The sequence below is a fragment of the Streptomyces sp. V2I9 genome (assembly GCF_030817475.1).
GTDB lineage: Bacteria > Actinomycetota > Actinomycetes > Streptomycetales > Streptomycetaceae > Streptomyces.
This window is the reverse complement of record NZ_JAUSZJ010000002.1, coordinates 2,231,047-2,244,322: the sequence shown is the minus strand read 5'-3', so window position 1 is coordinate 2,244,322 and position 13,276 is coordinate 2,231,047. Positions and strand designations below refer to the sequence as shown.

Below are 13,276 nucleotides of genomic sequence, written 5' to 3'. Positions count from 1 at the left end.
CGGGAGGTGCTCGGCAACCCCCGAGGCCGGTCCGCCGACCGCCTCGGGGGTTCTCTGCGGAATATGACGCTCATTGGTCTGGACATGTTCATGTGGCGTCAATAATCTAGGACTTGGTCTAGACCGCAGTACCCCGCATGCACAGCACCTCGTACCAAGCGCGCAGCAGTCGAGCAATGCTCATGGAACCTCCCCCACGTTCTAGAGGAGCGACAGCCCATGCGGAAAAAGGCAAGCGCGGCCGTGATCGGTCTGGCGATAGCGGGCGTCTCGGTGCTCGCGACCACCAGCGCCAGCAGCCACGGCTACACGGACTCCCCGATCAGCCGCCAGAAGCTCTGCGCCAACGGCACGGTCACCGGCTGCGGCAACATCCAGTGGGAGCCGCAGAGCGTCGAGGGCCCCAAGGGCTTCCCGGCGGCAGGACCGGCGGACGGCAAGATCTGCTCCGGCGGCAACGGACAGTTCGCCCAGCTCGACGACCCGCGGGGCGGCAACTGGCCGGCCACCCAGGTCACCGGCGGACAGGGCTACAGCTTCCGCTGGCAGTTCACCGCCCGCCACGCCACCAGCGACTTCCGCTACTACATCACCAAGAACGGCTGGGACTCCACCAAGCCGCTCACCCGCGCCGCGCTCGAATCGCAGCCCTTCATGACCGTGCCGTACGGCAACCGGCAGCCCCCGGCCACGCTGACCCACCAGGGCACGATCCCCACCCAGAAGAGCGGCAAGCACATCATTCTCGCCGTCTGGAACGTCGCGGACACCACCAACGCGTTCTACGCCTGCTCCGACGTCACGTTCTGATCCGCTCCGATCTCGGGTGATCTCGGGTTCCGACGCTCCTCCGGTCGTCGCGCGACGGCCACGGTGACCACCGGCCCGCCCTGAATCACGGCCCCACCGTGCTTCTTCATCGCCGGACGGTCGAGAGGGAAAGCACAGTGGGCGGTCTCCGTGAAGGAGACCGCCCACTGTGTGTCGTGCGCCGTCAGGGACTCGAACCCCGGACCCGCTGATTAAGAGTCAGCTGCTCTAACCAACTGAGCTAACGGCGCCTGCTGACTCGAAAATAATACCTGGTCCTCGGGGGTGCTGGTGACACCCGCCTCCGGGGCCCCTGCCGTGACGCCTTTCCCTCTTCGACGTGACGCCTTTCCCCCTTCGAACGGAAGGGCCTACCTCTCTCCGCCGGGCCCCCGGCCGCTCACCGCGTCCGGGATCAGCGGCCCGATCCAGGCCGCGAACGGTTCCCACAGCTCGTCGGCGGCCGACCGGACGATCACGTTGGGGTCCTCGGCGGCCTCCAGGCCGAAGCGGTCGCGCAGCCAGGTCCGGAACGCCGGGTTCGCCGGGCACGGGTCGTACGCGTCCTCGTCCCCGTCCGCCTCCTCCCGCTCATCGACGTAGTCCACGCGGTCCCAGCCGCTCATCGGCGTCCAGCCGGAGGCGAGGACGCGCAGCAGTTCCGGCAGATCGCGGGCGACGACGTGGACGCCGCCCCCGGAGCCGAGGAGGAGCACCGGCAGCGTGGCGAGATCCTCGCGCCCGTCCCGCAGCCAGATCGCGTACGTCGAGCCGGAGCCGGTGGCCTGCGCGAAGGGCCGGATGCGGTCGGAGAGCTGCGGATAGCCGCTGTCGTCCTCGCCGAAGGGGGCGAGCTCGAATTCGGGTGCGAAATAGTCATGGGCGCCGTCCTCGAACTCCTTGAGGAGGTTCAGCGCGGCAATGGGTGCGTACATGGCGACGAGGCTACCGCCGACGCCTCACCGGGCCCGGCGGCTACAGCGCGAGGGACAGCAGCACCGGCGCTGCCCGGCGGCTCAGCGTCTCGGCCGCGGACCGCAGCCGGTGCGCTTCCTCGATCGGCAGCGACAGGGCCAGGCAGCCCGCCGAGGAGCCGGCCGTCAGCGGCACGGCCGCGCAGACGGTGCCCACCGCGTACTCCTGGAGGTCCAGCACCGGGACCGTGGCCGCCTGGGCGTCGAGCTGGGAGAAGAGGACCTTCTCGTCGGTGATCGTCCGTGAGGTGAGCCGGGCCGTCCGGTGCCGGGAGATGTGGTCCCGTCGCGCGTCGTGGTCGAGCTGGGCCAGCAGGCACTTTCCGGCCGCGCTGGCGTGCGCGGCGGAGCGGAAGTCCACCCACTCGTTGACGGCGGGCGTGAGCGGGCCGTCCGCCACCTGGACCACGCTGACCTCGCCGTCCACGTAGCGGATGAGGTAGACCGCCGCGCCGAGGGAGTCGCGCAGCTCGGCCAGGGTGTTCTGGAGGCGGCCCTCCAGGGCCTGGCGGCGGGCCGCGCCGGAGCCGAGCAGCAGCAGCGAGGCGCCGACGACGTACGCGCCGTCGCCGACCTGCTCCACATAGCCCTCACGGCGCAGGGTGAGGAGCAGCGGAGCGAGGTGACCGGCCGGCAGTCCGGTCTCACGGGAGATCCGGGCGTCGGTCACGCCGCCGCCGTGCTGGGAGACCGTTTCGAGCACGCGCAGGGCGTACTGCACCGAGTGGAACGGCGCGGTCGGCTCCGGCCTCAACGCCACGGTGTCCCCCTACCAGGTTGTGACCGCAAGCTTTGGTCCCACGATAGCCCCCGGAACCCGGCCGCGGGGCGGCAGTCGGCGAGCCGACGGGCACACCCCGGAGCCACTAGCTGGGGCGCACCCGTCAGGCATATGCCACCGTCATGAGTGAGCACTCGACGGCGAGGTCACAGCACCGCGTTGAGGAACGCGCGCGTACGTTCGTGGGAGGGGTCGGAGAAGATTTTCTCCGGCGGTCCGGACTCCACGACCCGTCCCGCGTCGAACATCAGGACCTTTTCCGAGACGTCCCGCGCGAAGTTCATCTCATGGGTCACGCAGAGCATGGTGATGTCGGTGGTGCGGGCGATGTCCCCCAGCAGCTCCAGCACGCCCGCCACCAGTTCCGGGTCGAGTGCGGAGGTCACCTCGTCCAGCAGCAGGATCTCCGGCTCCATGGCGAGCGCGCGGGCGATGGCGACCCGCTGCTGCTGGCCGCCGGAGAGCTGCGAGGGGTGGGCGTCGACCTTCGCGGAGAGCCCCACCAGGTCCAGCAGCTCCCTCGCCCGCGCCTCGGCCTCCTCCCGGCTCCTGCCGAGCACGCTGACGGGGGCCTCGGTGACGTTCTGGATCACCTTCATGTTGGGGAAGAGGTTGAACTGCTGGAAGACCATGCCGATCTTCCGCCGGGACGCGCGCAGCTGCTTCTCGCCCGCCGGCTTCAGCGAACCGTCCGGGGTGCGCACATGGGTCAGCGGGGAGCCGTCGACCCAGATCACCCCTCCGCTGACCTTCTCCAGTGTCATCAGCAGCCGCAGGATCGTGGTCTTGCCCGAGCCGCTGGGCCCGATCAGGGTGACGTGCTCACCCCGGTCCACCGTGAAGTCCAGCTCGTCCAGGACGACATGGTCGCCGTAGCGCTTCACCACCTTGTCGAAGCGCACCAGCGGCTCGCCCGTGCGCGCCGCGGCCGGGACGGCGTCCCCGGGCGCTCCGGCCGGCCCCGGCGACTCCGTCTTCTGCAGGGGGAGGGGTTCAGTGGCCAAGGCGCTTCTCCAGCTTCCTCATCAACAGCGACGTGGGGTAGCTCGCGACCAGGAAGACCAGGCCGGCGAGGGTGAACACCTCGGTGTACGCGAAGTGGTCGGCCCCGTACTTCCGGGCCTCGAAGACCATCTCCTGCACCGTGATCACGGCGAGGAACGGCGTCTCCTTGAACATCGAGATCGCGTAGTTCCCGAGCGCGGGCAGCACGTTGCGCACCGCCTGCGGCAGGATCACGGCCTGCCAGGTCCGCCGGGGCGACAGCGAGAGCGCGCGGCACGCCTCCCACTGGCCCTTCGGCACGCCGTCGATCCCGGCCCGGTAGACCTCGGAGGTGTACGCGGCGTAGTGGACTCCCAGCACCGCGATGCCGATGTACAGCGGCTCCACCGTGTTGAACAGGGCTGCCGCGCCCACCAGTTGCACCAGCAGCGGAGTGGAGCGGACGAACTCCGTGACGGCGCGCACCGGCACGGTCACGAACCGGCTGGGCGCACGGCCGGCCACCGCGACGACCAGTCCCAGCACGGCGGCCACCAGGGTGCCGAGCACCGTGGCGAGCAGGGTGACCCGGAACCCTTCCAGCAGGAGGGGCAGGGACTCCCCGACGGCGTTCCGGTCGAAGCCGTTCACCGGGCACCTCCCACGGCCGTCGCGGACGCGCTGCGGCTCCTGAACAGGCTCCTCGCACCGGTGTCCAGGCCGAGCCGCCGCTTGGCGCTCCGCTCCAGCAGATTCATCAGCAGGGTCAGGGCGTACGCCAGCACGAAGTAGGCGGCCAGCAGGGTCAGATAGGCGGTGAGGGTCTCACCGGTGCGGTCGCGCAACTGCTGGACCACCGTCATCAGATCGGCCGCCGAGATCAGCCACAGCAACGGGGTCGCCTTCAGCAACTGGATCAGCAGGTTGGTGAAGCTCGGGATCATCTGCACCCAGGCCTGCGGCAGGATCACCCTCCACAGCCGCCTGGCCGGGCCGAGGTTGAGCGCGATAGCGGCCTCGTACTGCCCGCGCGGCACGGAGTTGATCGCGCCCCGCACCACTTCCGCGCCGTACGCGCCGAAGTTGAGGCCGAACGCGACCACCCCGCAGATCACCGGGGTCAGTTCGTAGCCGGTCACCAGCGGCATCGCGTAGTAGAGCCAGAACAGCTGGATGTAGAGGGAGGTGCCCCGGAAGAACTCCACGACCACCCGTGAGGCGCCCCGCACCAGCAGCACTCCGCTGCCCGCCGTGAGGCCGAGGGCGAAGGCCAGCGCCCCGGCCAGCAGGGCGCCGAGGACCGTGGCCTGGAGCGTCACCCACAGACCCGACCGGACGCGGGGGAACTCCTCGGCGAGGAGGGAGAAGAAGTCACTCATGCGTGCCCCTCCGCCCCGTCAGCCCGTGCACAGATCCGCGGTCTTCAGATCGGCGGGCGGGATCTCCGTCTCCCCGAATCCGTACGGCTCCAGCAGCTGCACATAGCGCGAACGGTCGGAGACGATCTTCTTCAGCTCGCGGTTGAACGAGTCCCGCAGGTCCTCGTTGCCCTTGCGGAACACCGCGCCGCCGGGGGAGAACTGCTCCTTGCCGTCCAGCTCGGGCACGAACGCCTCGGTGACCTCGGTGTCCGGATTGGTCTTCGCCAGCCAGCGCAGCGAGATGCCGGTGAGCAGGAAGGCGTCGATCCGGCCGCCCTCGACCGCGTCGGCCCCGTCCTGCGGCTTCTGCAGCGTCTTGATCCTGTCCTCGGGTATCCCCGCGCCCTTGGCGTAACTTCCCTCGACCGCACCGGACATGACTCCGACGGTGATCCCCGCCTCCTTCGCGGAGGCCAGGTCGGTGACCTTCTTCGGGTTGCCCTTCCTCACCATCAGCGCGGTCGGCGAGATGAACTCCGGCTCGGAGAAGATCGCGTTGCCGCAGCGCTCCGGGGTGATGGCCATGCCCGCGCTGACCACGTCGTACTTCCCGGCCTGGAGTCCGGGGATCAGCCCGTCCCACTCGGAGAGCGTCGGCTTCAGCTCGTCCACCCCGAGCGCCTTGAAGATCTCCCGGTGCAGCGTCGGGGCCTCGCCCTTGAGCTCCTTGCCCTCCAGGTACCCGTACGGGGCCTCGTTGGCGTACGCCACCCGTACGAAGCCCTGCTTGCGGAGCTTGTCGAGGGCGCCCTCGCCCGTCGCGGAACCGGCGTCGGTCCTGCTGCACGCGGTGAGGAGGCCGGGAACGACGAGGAGGCCGCCCACGGCCGCCGTTCCGTTGAGGAAACCCCGGCGGGACAGGTTCGGGAATTCAGCCATGGTTCGCAATCTCCTGGAGGTCGAACAGTCCGGACAGGATGAGCGCCTGCCCGATCCCGTACGTCTATGCGGGAACCCCGAGGCATGTAACCCAACAGTGGCCGGAAGGTGACCTTCCCGTGCCCGGAGCGGGGCGGAGGGCGACCGGAGGCGTGCGGGGCGTGTTCCCCCGTCGCGGCAGGTTCATGACTCCACATCAGCCACTTCTGTGATCATCCGGCACGATGGTGCTCACGCGTTCGCCGGCGGGACCGGAGAGGTCGGGGGAGGGGACGTAGCCGCGTTCCTTGTCGACCGCTTCCGGCAACGGTTCGCCCCGCGCCCACTGTTCGTACAGCGCGACGAACCGCTCGCTCAGCCGGTCGCGCCACCGCGCCGTGTCCCCGCTCACGCGCGGCACGGCCAGCAGCCCCGGTACGTCCCGCAACGGGTCATCCGCGAGCGGGGGCCCGTCCTCGGACACGTCGAGCGCCGCGCCCGCGAACCAGCGGCGCTCCACCGCGTCCACCAGGTCGGCCCGCACCACGCACGCCGCGCGTCCCACGTGGAGGAAGTGCGCCGAGGGCTGGAGCAGACCGAAGAAGCGGCGGTCGAACATTCCGTGTGTCCCGTCGGTCAGCGGGACGGCCCCGATCACCCAGTCCGCCCGCGCCGCCAGCGGGTCCAGGTCCGCCACCCCGTGGATGGTGCGCCGGGCGGTCCGCCCCACCAGGGCGACGGTCACCCCCAGCCCGTGCAGCAGCCGGGTGATCTCCCGGCCGACGGGCCCCGCGCCGACCACCACGGCACGCGTGCCGGCGACCTGACGGCCCGTGCGGGGGCGGCCGGTCCGCTGCCGCCGGAGCTCCAGCGTGCCGGGGAGGTCCTGGGCGAAGGCGAGCACGAGCCCTGCCACCTGCTCGGCGACCGCGCGCTCGAAGACGCCCCGCGCGTTGGTGAGGACGGTGTCGGAGGCGACCAGGTCCGGGCAGAGCACCCGGTCCACGTCGACGCCCGCCGTGTGCACCCAGCGCGGCCGCCGCCCAGGCCCCGGCCAGGCCGCCCGTACCGCGTCCGACGCGGCGTCCCACACCAGCAGCACGTCGGCGGCCGGGAGCAGTCCGGCGAGCGTGCCGGCGTCCGCGAACCGCACGTCCGCCCGGCCGGTCAGCCGGCCGAGTCGCGGGGGCGGGTCGGCGTCGAGAACGAGCAGGACGGGATCCGGCATCGGCGGTCGGCCCTCCGCAGCAGAACGGGCGTGGCGTACGGACGGGACGTGCGGGCGGGACGTGCGTACGGGCGGGATGCGCGTACGGCGGCGAGCTGTACGGGCGGACGGGATGTACACGCGGGTGTGTGTACGGACCCGGTGCGCGTACGGGCGTGACGACCGCCCACGCTTCCAGCAGGTCACCCCCGCGTCAACGACGCCCGGCCGCGCGCGCCGGGCCGGGGCGGTCCGGGGAACGTCCCCGCGCACCGGGTCCCAGCCGCGCGCCCCGGTGGCCGACCGGGGGAATACTGGGAACAGGCCGGGGCACGAGTGACCGGTCGCGCGGTCACGGCCGCCGGACCGCCCGGCGGGCCGCCGCGCCCCCGTGAGGGGCCGCCCGCCGCGTGCCGAGCCGCCGACGTACAGGAAGGGTGGACATGACGACCGTAGGACTTCTCTACCCGGGCCACGCCGCCGAGGACGACTTCCCACGGACCGAGATCCTGCTCGACACCGACATCCGGCTGCCCCTGTTCTCCACCGCGACCGGAGAGGACGCCTACCGTGCCGACGTGCTGCGCGAGCAGGGCGCGGCCGCCCGGATCGCCGAAGGCGTCGAGGAGCTGCGGCTCGCCGGGGCCGAGGCGCTGGTGTGGGCCTCCAGCGGCGGCAGCTTCGGGCAGGGCTGGGAGGGCGCCCACGAGCAGATCGCCACGCTCGCGCGGACGGCGGGCCTGCCCGCGTCCAGCACCTCCGTCGGCTTCGTCCACGCGCTGCGGGAGGTGGGTGCGGGCCGGGTCGCCGTCGCCGCGCCCTGTCCGGAGGACGTCACCGGGCTCTTCGCGCAATTCCTGGCATCGGCGGGCGTCGAGGTGGTGGCGACCGTGTCCGGCGGGGCCGCCACGGCGGACACGGTCGCCTCCTGGGGGCCGGACGAGGTGAAGCGGCTGGTGCGGGAGGCGGACCACCCGGACGCCGAGGTGGTGCTGGTCCCGGACACCGCCCTGCACACCACCGCGTACATCCCCGAGCTGGAGGAGCTGATCGGCAAGCCCGTCCTCACGGCCAACCAGGTCACGGTCTGGGAGGGCCTGCGCCTCACGGACCGGCGGACCTGGGCCCCCACACTCGGCACCCTGTTCGCCACCCGCGAGCCGGTACTGCGACAGCTGGAGCCGAAGGGCATCGAGGTACGGGAGTAGGCGCCGCGCGGGAATAAAGCGGAGTCGCCCTCCTGTTGTACCGCTCCGATACGCGGACGTACGACAGCAGCACCGGGAGAGCCGACACGTGGACGACATCCGAGGCGACCAGACCAGCGGCGGCACGGACGGAGGCGGGGCCGACCTCGACGGCATCCGGGGCCCCGCGGCCGGAACGGCCCCCGTTCCGCTGTCCGTCCTGGACCTGGTCACCGTGGGGCAGGGCCGCACCGCCAGCCAGGCCCTGCGCACGAGCGTGGAGATCGCCCGGCTCACCGAGCGGCGCGGCTTCCACCGCTTCTGGGTGGCCGAGCACCACTCCATGCCCGGTGTCGCCTCGTCCTCCCCGGCCGTGATCCTGGCGCACATCGCCGCCCATACCGAGCGCATCCGGCTCGGCTCCGGCGGGGTGATGCTGCCCAACCACGCGCCCCTCGTGATCGCGGAGCAGTTCGGCACCCTGGAGGCGATGGCGCCGGGCAGGATCGACCTCGGCCTCGGCCGCGCCCCCGGTACGGACGGGGCGACGGCGGCGGCCCTGCGGCGCAGCGACCGGCTCAACGAGGGGGCGGACGACTTCCCGCAGCAGCTCATGGAGCTGATCCGCTTCCTGGACGACACGTTCCCCGACGGGCACCCGTACAGCCGGATCCATGCCGTGCCGGGCCCGGTCCAGGCGACCGCTCCCGGTGGCGTGCAGTCCGCGCACCGGCCGCCGGTCTGGCTGCTGGGCTCCTCCGGCTTCAGCGCACGGCTGGCCGGCACGCTCGGGCTGCCGTTCGCCTTCGCGCACCACTTCTCGGCGCAGAACACCATCCCCGCGCTCGACCTGTACCGCGAGTCCTTCCGGCCGTCCGCCGTCCTGGACGCCCCGTACGCCCTCATCGGGGTCTCGGCGCTGGCCGCCGACGACGAGCGCGAGGCCCGTCGCCAGGTGCTGACCGGCGCCCTGTCCATGGTCCGGCTGCGCTCCGGCCGTCCGGGGCTGATCCCGAGTCCCGAGGAGGCGGAGGCGTACGCCTTCTCCCCGATGGAGCGGGAGTTCGTCGACGGCTGGCTCGCCAACGTGGTCCACGGCACCGCCGACGCGGTCCGGAGTGGTCTGGACGGTCTGGCCGAGCGGACCGGCGCGGACGAGCTGATGATCACCGCCAACGCGCACGGCGGGGACGCGCGGCTGCGCAGCTACGAGCTGATCGCGGACGCGTACGGCCTGCCGGCGACCGCGTAGGCGGCCTCCGGCCCGCACGCACCCTCCGGCCCGCCGACCGGCCTCGCGGGGGGGCAGGGGTGCGGGGCCGGGGCGCGAGGACCGCCCTCCGGCGGTCTCGGCCGACCGGTCCGCCCCTTAGGCCGACCGGTCCGGTCTTCCGGCGGGCCGGTCAGCCCTCCAGCGGCCGGGAACCGATCAGCCCGGCGATCTGCTCCGGCGCCACGGCCCGCGAGTACAACCAGCCCTGCCCGGTGTCGCAGCCGATCCGCCGCAGCCGCTCCGCCTGCCCGGCCGTCTCCACGCACTCCGCGGTGACGGTCAGGCCCAGGCGGTGGGCGAGCTGCACCATGGCCTCGACGATCGTCTCGTCGGCGGGGCTCGGGTGCGTACCGTCCTCGTACCGGAAGCCCTTCACGAACGCCCCGTCCAGCTTCAGCACGGATACGGGCAGCCGGCTGAGGTAGGCGAGGTTCGAGTAGCCCGTCCCGAAGTCGTCGATGGCGATCCGTACGCCCATGTCGCTCAGCGCCTGGAGCGCCCGCAGGGGACGGCCGCCCGAGCCCATCACCGCCGATTCCGTCAGCTCCAGCTGGAGCAGGCCGGGGGCGAGCCCGGTCTCGGCCAGGATCTCCGCCACGTCCGCCACCAGGTCGGAGTCCCAGACCTGCCGTACGGCGACGTTGACGCTGATGAACAGCGGCGGGTCGTCCGGATGGTCCAGCTGCCAGCGGCGCGCCTGGCGGCACGCGGTGCGCAGGATCCACCGGCCGAGCTGCACGATCGAGCCGTCCTCCTCGGCGATCTGGACGAACCGATTCGGCGGCAGCACGCCGAACTGCGGGTGGTTCCAGCGCACCAGGGCCTCGACCCCGCGCAGCACCCCGTCCGCCATACCGACCAGCGGCTGGTACTCCAGCGTGAACTCGCCGCGCTCCACGGCGGGCCGGAGCGTCGAGGAGAGGGACTGCCGGGTCATGCGGTGGGCGTTGCGCTCGGGGTCGAACAGGGTCCAGCGGGCCCTGCCGTCCGCTTTCGCCCAGTACAGCGTGGTGTCGGCGGCCTGCATCAGGCCGGTGGGCGAGGTGCCCGCCGCGACCCGCTCGACCACGCCGATCGACGCGGAGACCGAGAGCCGCTGCCCGGCCAGGTCGAACGGCTGCTGGAGCGCGGCGAGGACCGAACGGGCCAGGTCGGTCAGCTCCTCGGTGCCGGCCGAGTCCTCCACCAGCACCGCGAACTCGTCGCCGCCCAGGCGGGCCACCAGCCGGTTGCCGCCGCCGTTGCGGGAGGCGTCGTGCTCCGCGCAGTCGGTGAGCCGCGCGGCGACGGCGGCCAGCAGCCGGTCCCCGGTCCGGTGGCCCAGGGTGTCGTTGATCGCCTTGAAGCCGTCCAGGTCCAGGTAGCAGAGCCCGATCCGGGCCTGCCGCCGGGGCGGCATCGAGTCGTCCTGGTACGGCGGGGTCTCCAGCACCGAGGCGAGACGCTCGAAGAACAGCGTCCGGTTGGGCAGCCGGGTCACCGGGTCGTGCATCTGGAGGTGGCGCAGCCGCTCCTGGAGCTCGCGCCGGTCGCTGACGTCGGCGACCGTCAGCAGGACCCGCGCGGCCTCCGTCGCCGAGGCCCCGGTCATCGGTACGACGGTGATCTCGGCCCACAGGGAGCGCCCGTCGGGGTGCTTGAGGCGGCGGGTGCAGCGGAACCGGGAGCGGCGGCCCAGCAGGACCTCGCGGTAGGCGTGCCAGGTGCGGTCGTCGGAGGCCAGGTCGAGCAGTTCGCTCGCCTGCCGTCCGGCGAGGGCCGCCGCCGTCGCGCCCAGCAGCCCGCCCAGCGCCTCGTTGGCCCGGACGATGTGGCCCCGGCCGTCGATGACACCGAGGGGGAGCGTGGCGGCGTTGAAGGCGGCCCGGTAGTCCCGCAGTTCGGACTCGGCGGAGCCCTCCCCGGCGGCGGGGGGCGCAGGGGTGTGGGCCGGGTGGCCGGTCCCGGCGGCGGGTGGGGCCTCCGCGGCGGCCGGACCGGCGGACCCGGCGTGCGCGTGGGGGTGGCGCGCGGCGGAGGACGGGATGACGGGGGGCGGGGATTCCGCCGTCGCCGCATGACGCTCCGTGACCGGTGCGGGGGGCACGCCGGAGGCCGTGCCTGCCGGGGTGCTCGGCCCTTCGGAGGTTCCGCTCACCGCTCGCTCCCGCTGTCAAGGTCGTCATGAACTGGTGGGGTCGGACAGGCCACCGTGTGGCGGTCCCGTGAACGGGCCCGTTCCACGCGGGAAAGCGTGGTGAAGCATAGAGGGTGCCGCGTCGGCCGTTCCAGCTCACCGTCCGGTCCGGGCCACCATGAGGGTCGCCCGAGGGGCGTAATCCAGCCTTCCGGTTTGCCCGATCCGGATCATTTCTGTGCGGATCTGTTGCATGGGTGCGCTGGATCGACCGGCGGTGACGTTCCGTGAAGGTGTGGCTGGCGTTTTCGGCCGCTGACCCGTGTGGGGCAGCACAACAGGGCATGGCGTGGCGGAGCGGCACAGGGTGGACGGGATGGACCGTGTTCCCCACCCGGAGGTCGATGTGCCGTCCCGTCGCGGACCCGAGGGGGCGGAACGGCCGCCCCTGCGCAGTCTGGCCGCCGCCGCCACCTCCCTCCTGGCGCTCGCCGCCATGACCCTGGTCGCGGGTCCCGCCGTGGCCGCCACGAGGGACGCCGAGCCCTGCGCCCTGCCCCGGACGGCGGCTCACCACTCGGTGGGCCTGGACACCTGGAACGCGGCGTACCCGCAGCCCGACCGGAGCCTCGACGCGGTCATGGTGTTCCTCTCCTTCCCGGACTCCGGGCCCACGGTCGATCCCGAGGTGCTCGCCGCCGACCACTTCCCGGCCACCACCCGCTTCTTCGAGCGCGCCAGCTACGGCCGGTTCACCCTGCGCCCGCACCCGCAGCGTGCCTGGACGCAGATGCCGCGCGACTCCACCTGGTACGGCATAGAGCGTGACTGGAACGCCGAGCGGCGCTCCGCCTACCTCCGCGACGCCATCGCCGCCGCCGACGAGGACGTGGACTTCTCCCGGTACGACGTCGTCTACCTGGTGGCCGATCCGGACGCTCCCGGCGTCGACTCCGACGCCACCAAGGTCGTCAACTTCGACCGGCCCCTGCGCGCCGACGACAGCGACATCCGGCGGGTCGTCACGGTCTTCGAGCAGCACCCGCCCGACCGCAACGTCCTCGCCCACGAGACCGGGCACGTCTTCGACCTGGCCGACCTCTACCACCGGCCCGTCGACGGCAAGGGCGACTGGGACACGTACGTCGGCGACTGGGACGTCATGGGCAGCCAGTTCGGGCTCGCCCCCGACCTGTTCGGCTGGCACAAGTGGAAGCTCGGCTGGCTCGGCGGACGCCAGGTCGTCTGCGTCCAGGGCTCGGCCGACGTCACCCTGGAGCCGGTCGCCGCCGCCCCGCCGCCCGGCGGCTCGCTCGGGACCCGGCTCGCCGTCGTCCGCACCGGCGCCGGCAGCGCGCTCGCCATCGAGGCCCGCAGCGCCACCGGGAACGACCGGACCACCTGCGCCGAGGGCATCCTGATCTACCGCGTCCGCAGCGAGACGGCCTCCGGCGGCGGCCCGGTCGAAGTGATCGACACCCATCCGCGGACCGGGGCCTGCTGGGACCGCTCGGTCTACCCGCCCCTGGCCGACGCCCCGCTCGGGGTGGGGGAGACCTTCACCGTTCCGGGCGACGACACCCGCGTCGAAGTCGCGGACCGCACGCCGTCCGGGTCCTGGACCGTCCGGATCACCACCGGCGTCTGAGAACCGCGCCCCGTGCT

Annotated in this window: 12 protein-coding genes and 1 tRNA gene; 4 read left to right on the top strand and 9 right to left on the bottom strand. The window is 72.4% G+C overall.

Features of this window, described 5'->3' with window-relative positions; all coding sequences use genetic code 11:
* Positions 1 to 219: 219 nt before the first annotated feature.
* On the top strand, positions 220 to 810 hold the full coding sequence (locus QFZ71_RS09820) for a lytic polysaccharide monooxygenase (protein WP_307667877.1): 591 nt from the start codon (positions 220 to 222) through the stop codon (positions 808 to 810).
* Between the two features lie 177 nt (positions 811 to 987).
* On the opposite strand, the gene QFZ71_RS09815 is transcribed toward QFZ71_RS09820, so the two are convergent.
* From QFZ71_RS09815 to QFZ71_RS09780, 8 genes are all read right to left on the bottom strand, one after another.
* Positions 988 to 1,061 (bottom strand) — tRNA-Lys (locus tag QFZ71_RS09815).
* Between the two features lie 120 nt (positions 1,062 to 1,181).
* Entirely contained in the window at positions 1,182 to 1,745 is a 564-nt protein-coding gene (locus tag QFZ71_RS09810) for a hypothetical protein (RefSeq protein ID WP_307667876.1), read from the bottom strand.
* Positions 1,746 to 1,785: 40 nt separating this feature from the next.
* The gene (locus QFZ71_RS09805; RefSeq protein ID WP_307667875.1) at positions 1,786 to 2,544 is read right to left on the bottom strand and encodes an IclR family transcriptional regulator; all 759 of its coding nucleotides are present in this window, start codon (positions 2,542 to 2,544) and stop codon (positions 1,786 to 1,788) included.
* 167 nt (positions 2,545 to 2,711) lie between these two features.
* Entirely contained in the window at positions 2,712 to 3,569 is an 858-nt protein-coding gene (ehuA, locus tag QFZ71_RS09800) for an ectoine/hydroxyectoine ABC transporter ATP-binding protein EhuA (RefSeq protein ID WP_307667874.1), read from the bottom strand.
* On the bottom strand, positions 3,559 to 4,200 hold the full coding sequence (ehuD, locus tag QFZ71_RS09795; protein WP_307667873.1) for an ectoine/hydroxyectoine ABC transporter permease subunit EhuD: 642 nt from the start codon (positions 4,198 to 4,200) through the stop codon (positions 3,559 to 3,561). The genes ehuA and ehuD overlap by 11 nt, the downstream gene beginning before the upstream one ends.
* Positions 4,197 to 4,928, bottom strand: coding sequence for an ectoine/hydroxyectoine ABC transporter permease subunit EhuC (gene ehuC / locus QFZ71_RS09790; protein WP_307667872.1), 732 nt, complete (start codon positions 4,926 to 4,928; stop codon positions 4,197 to 4,199). The genes ehuD and ehuC overlap by 4 nt, the downstream gene beginning before the upstream one ends.
* 18 nt (positions 4,929 to 4,946) lie before the next feature.
* Complete coding sequence (gene ehuB / locus QFZ71_RS09785) at positions 4,947 to 5,849, bottom strand: ectoine/hydroxyectoine ABC transporter substrate-binding protein EhuB (protein ID WP_307667871.1); 903 nt, start codon at positions 5,847 to 5,849, stop codon at positions 4,947 to 4,949.
* Positions 5,850 to 6,045: 196 nt separating this feature from the next.
* On the bottom strand, positions 6,046 to 7,056 hold the full coding sequence (locus tag QFZ71_RS09780; protein ID WP_307667870.1) for an NAD(P)-dependent oxidoreductase: 1,011 nt from the start codon (positions 7,054 to 7,056) through the stop codon (positions 6,046 to 6,048).
* A gap of 422 nt (positions 7,057 to 7,478) precedes the next feature.
* On the opposite strand from QFZ71_RS09780, the gene QFZ71_RS09775 reads away from it, so the two are divergent.
* A complete protein-coding gene (locus QFZ71_RS09775; RefSeq protein WP_307667869.1) occupies positions 7,479 to 8,243 on the top strand; it encodes a decarboxylase in 765 nt (254 codons plus the stop codon).
* A gap of 88 nt (positions 8,244 to 8,331) precedes the next feature.
* A complete protein-coding gene (locus tag QFZ71_RS09770; RefSeq protein ID WP_307667868.1) occupies positions 8,332 to 9,474 on the top strand; it encodes an LLM class flavin-dependent oxidoreductase in 1,143 nt (380 codons plus the stop codon).
* Positions 9,475 to 9,625: 151 nt separating this feature from the next.
* Here the strand turns inward: QFZ71_RS09770 and QFZ71_RS09765 are convergent, their stop codons facing one another.
* Complete coding sequence (locus QFZ71_RS09765) at positions 9,626 to 11,632, bottom strand: bifunctional diguanylate cyclase/phosphodiesterase (protein ID WP_307667867.1); 2,007 nt, start codon at positions 11,630 to 11,632, stop codon at positions 9,626 to 9,628.
* 355 nt (positions 11,633 to 11,987) lie between these two features.
* On the opposite strand from QFZ71_RS09765, the gene QFZ71_RS09760 reads away from it, so the two are divergent.
* A complete protein-coding gene (locus QFZ71_RS09760; protein ID WP_373465096.1) occupies positions 11,988 to 13,259 on the top strand; it encodes a M6 family metalloprotease domain-containing protein in 1,272 nt (423 codons plus the stop codon).
* Positions 13,260 to 13,276 lie beyond the last annotated feature (17 nt).

Excerpts from the sequence above, each read along its gene's own strand:
- QFZ71_RS09775 (WP_307667869.1), top strand. The coding sequence starts at position 7,479 with ATGACGACCGTAGGACTTCTCTACCCGGGCCACGCCGCCGAGGACGAC.
- ehuB (WP_307667871.1), bottom strand. The coding sequence starts at position 5,849 with ATGGCTGAATTCCCGAACCTGTCCCGCCGGGGTTTCCTCAACGGAACG.
- ehuC (WP_307667872.1), bottom strand. The coding sequence starts at position 4,928 with ATGAGTGACTTCTTCTCCCTCCTCGCCGAGGAGTTCCCCCGCGTCCGG.
- QFZ71_RS09780 (WP_307667870.1), bottom strand. The coding sequence starts at position 7,056 with ATGCCGGATCCCGTCCTGCTCGTTCTCGACGCCGACCCGCCCCCGCGA.
- QFZ71_RS09820 (WP_307667877.1), top strand. The coding sequence starts at position 220 with ATGCGGAAAAAGGCAAGCGCGGCCGTGATCGGTCTGGCGATAGCGGGC.
- QFZ71_RS09810 (WP_307667876.1), bottom strand. The coding sequence starts at position 1,745 with ATGTACGCACCCATTGCCGCGCTGAACCTCCTCAAGGAGTTCGAGGAC.
- QFZ71_RS09760 (WP_373465096.1), top strand. The coding sequence starts at position 11,988 with ATGGACCGTGTTCCCCACCCGGAGGTCGATGTGCCGTCCCGTCGCGGA.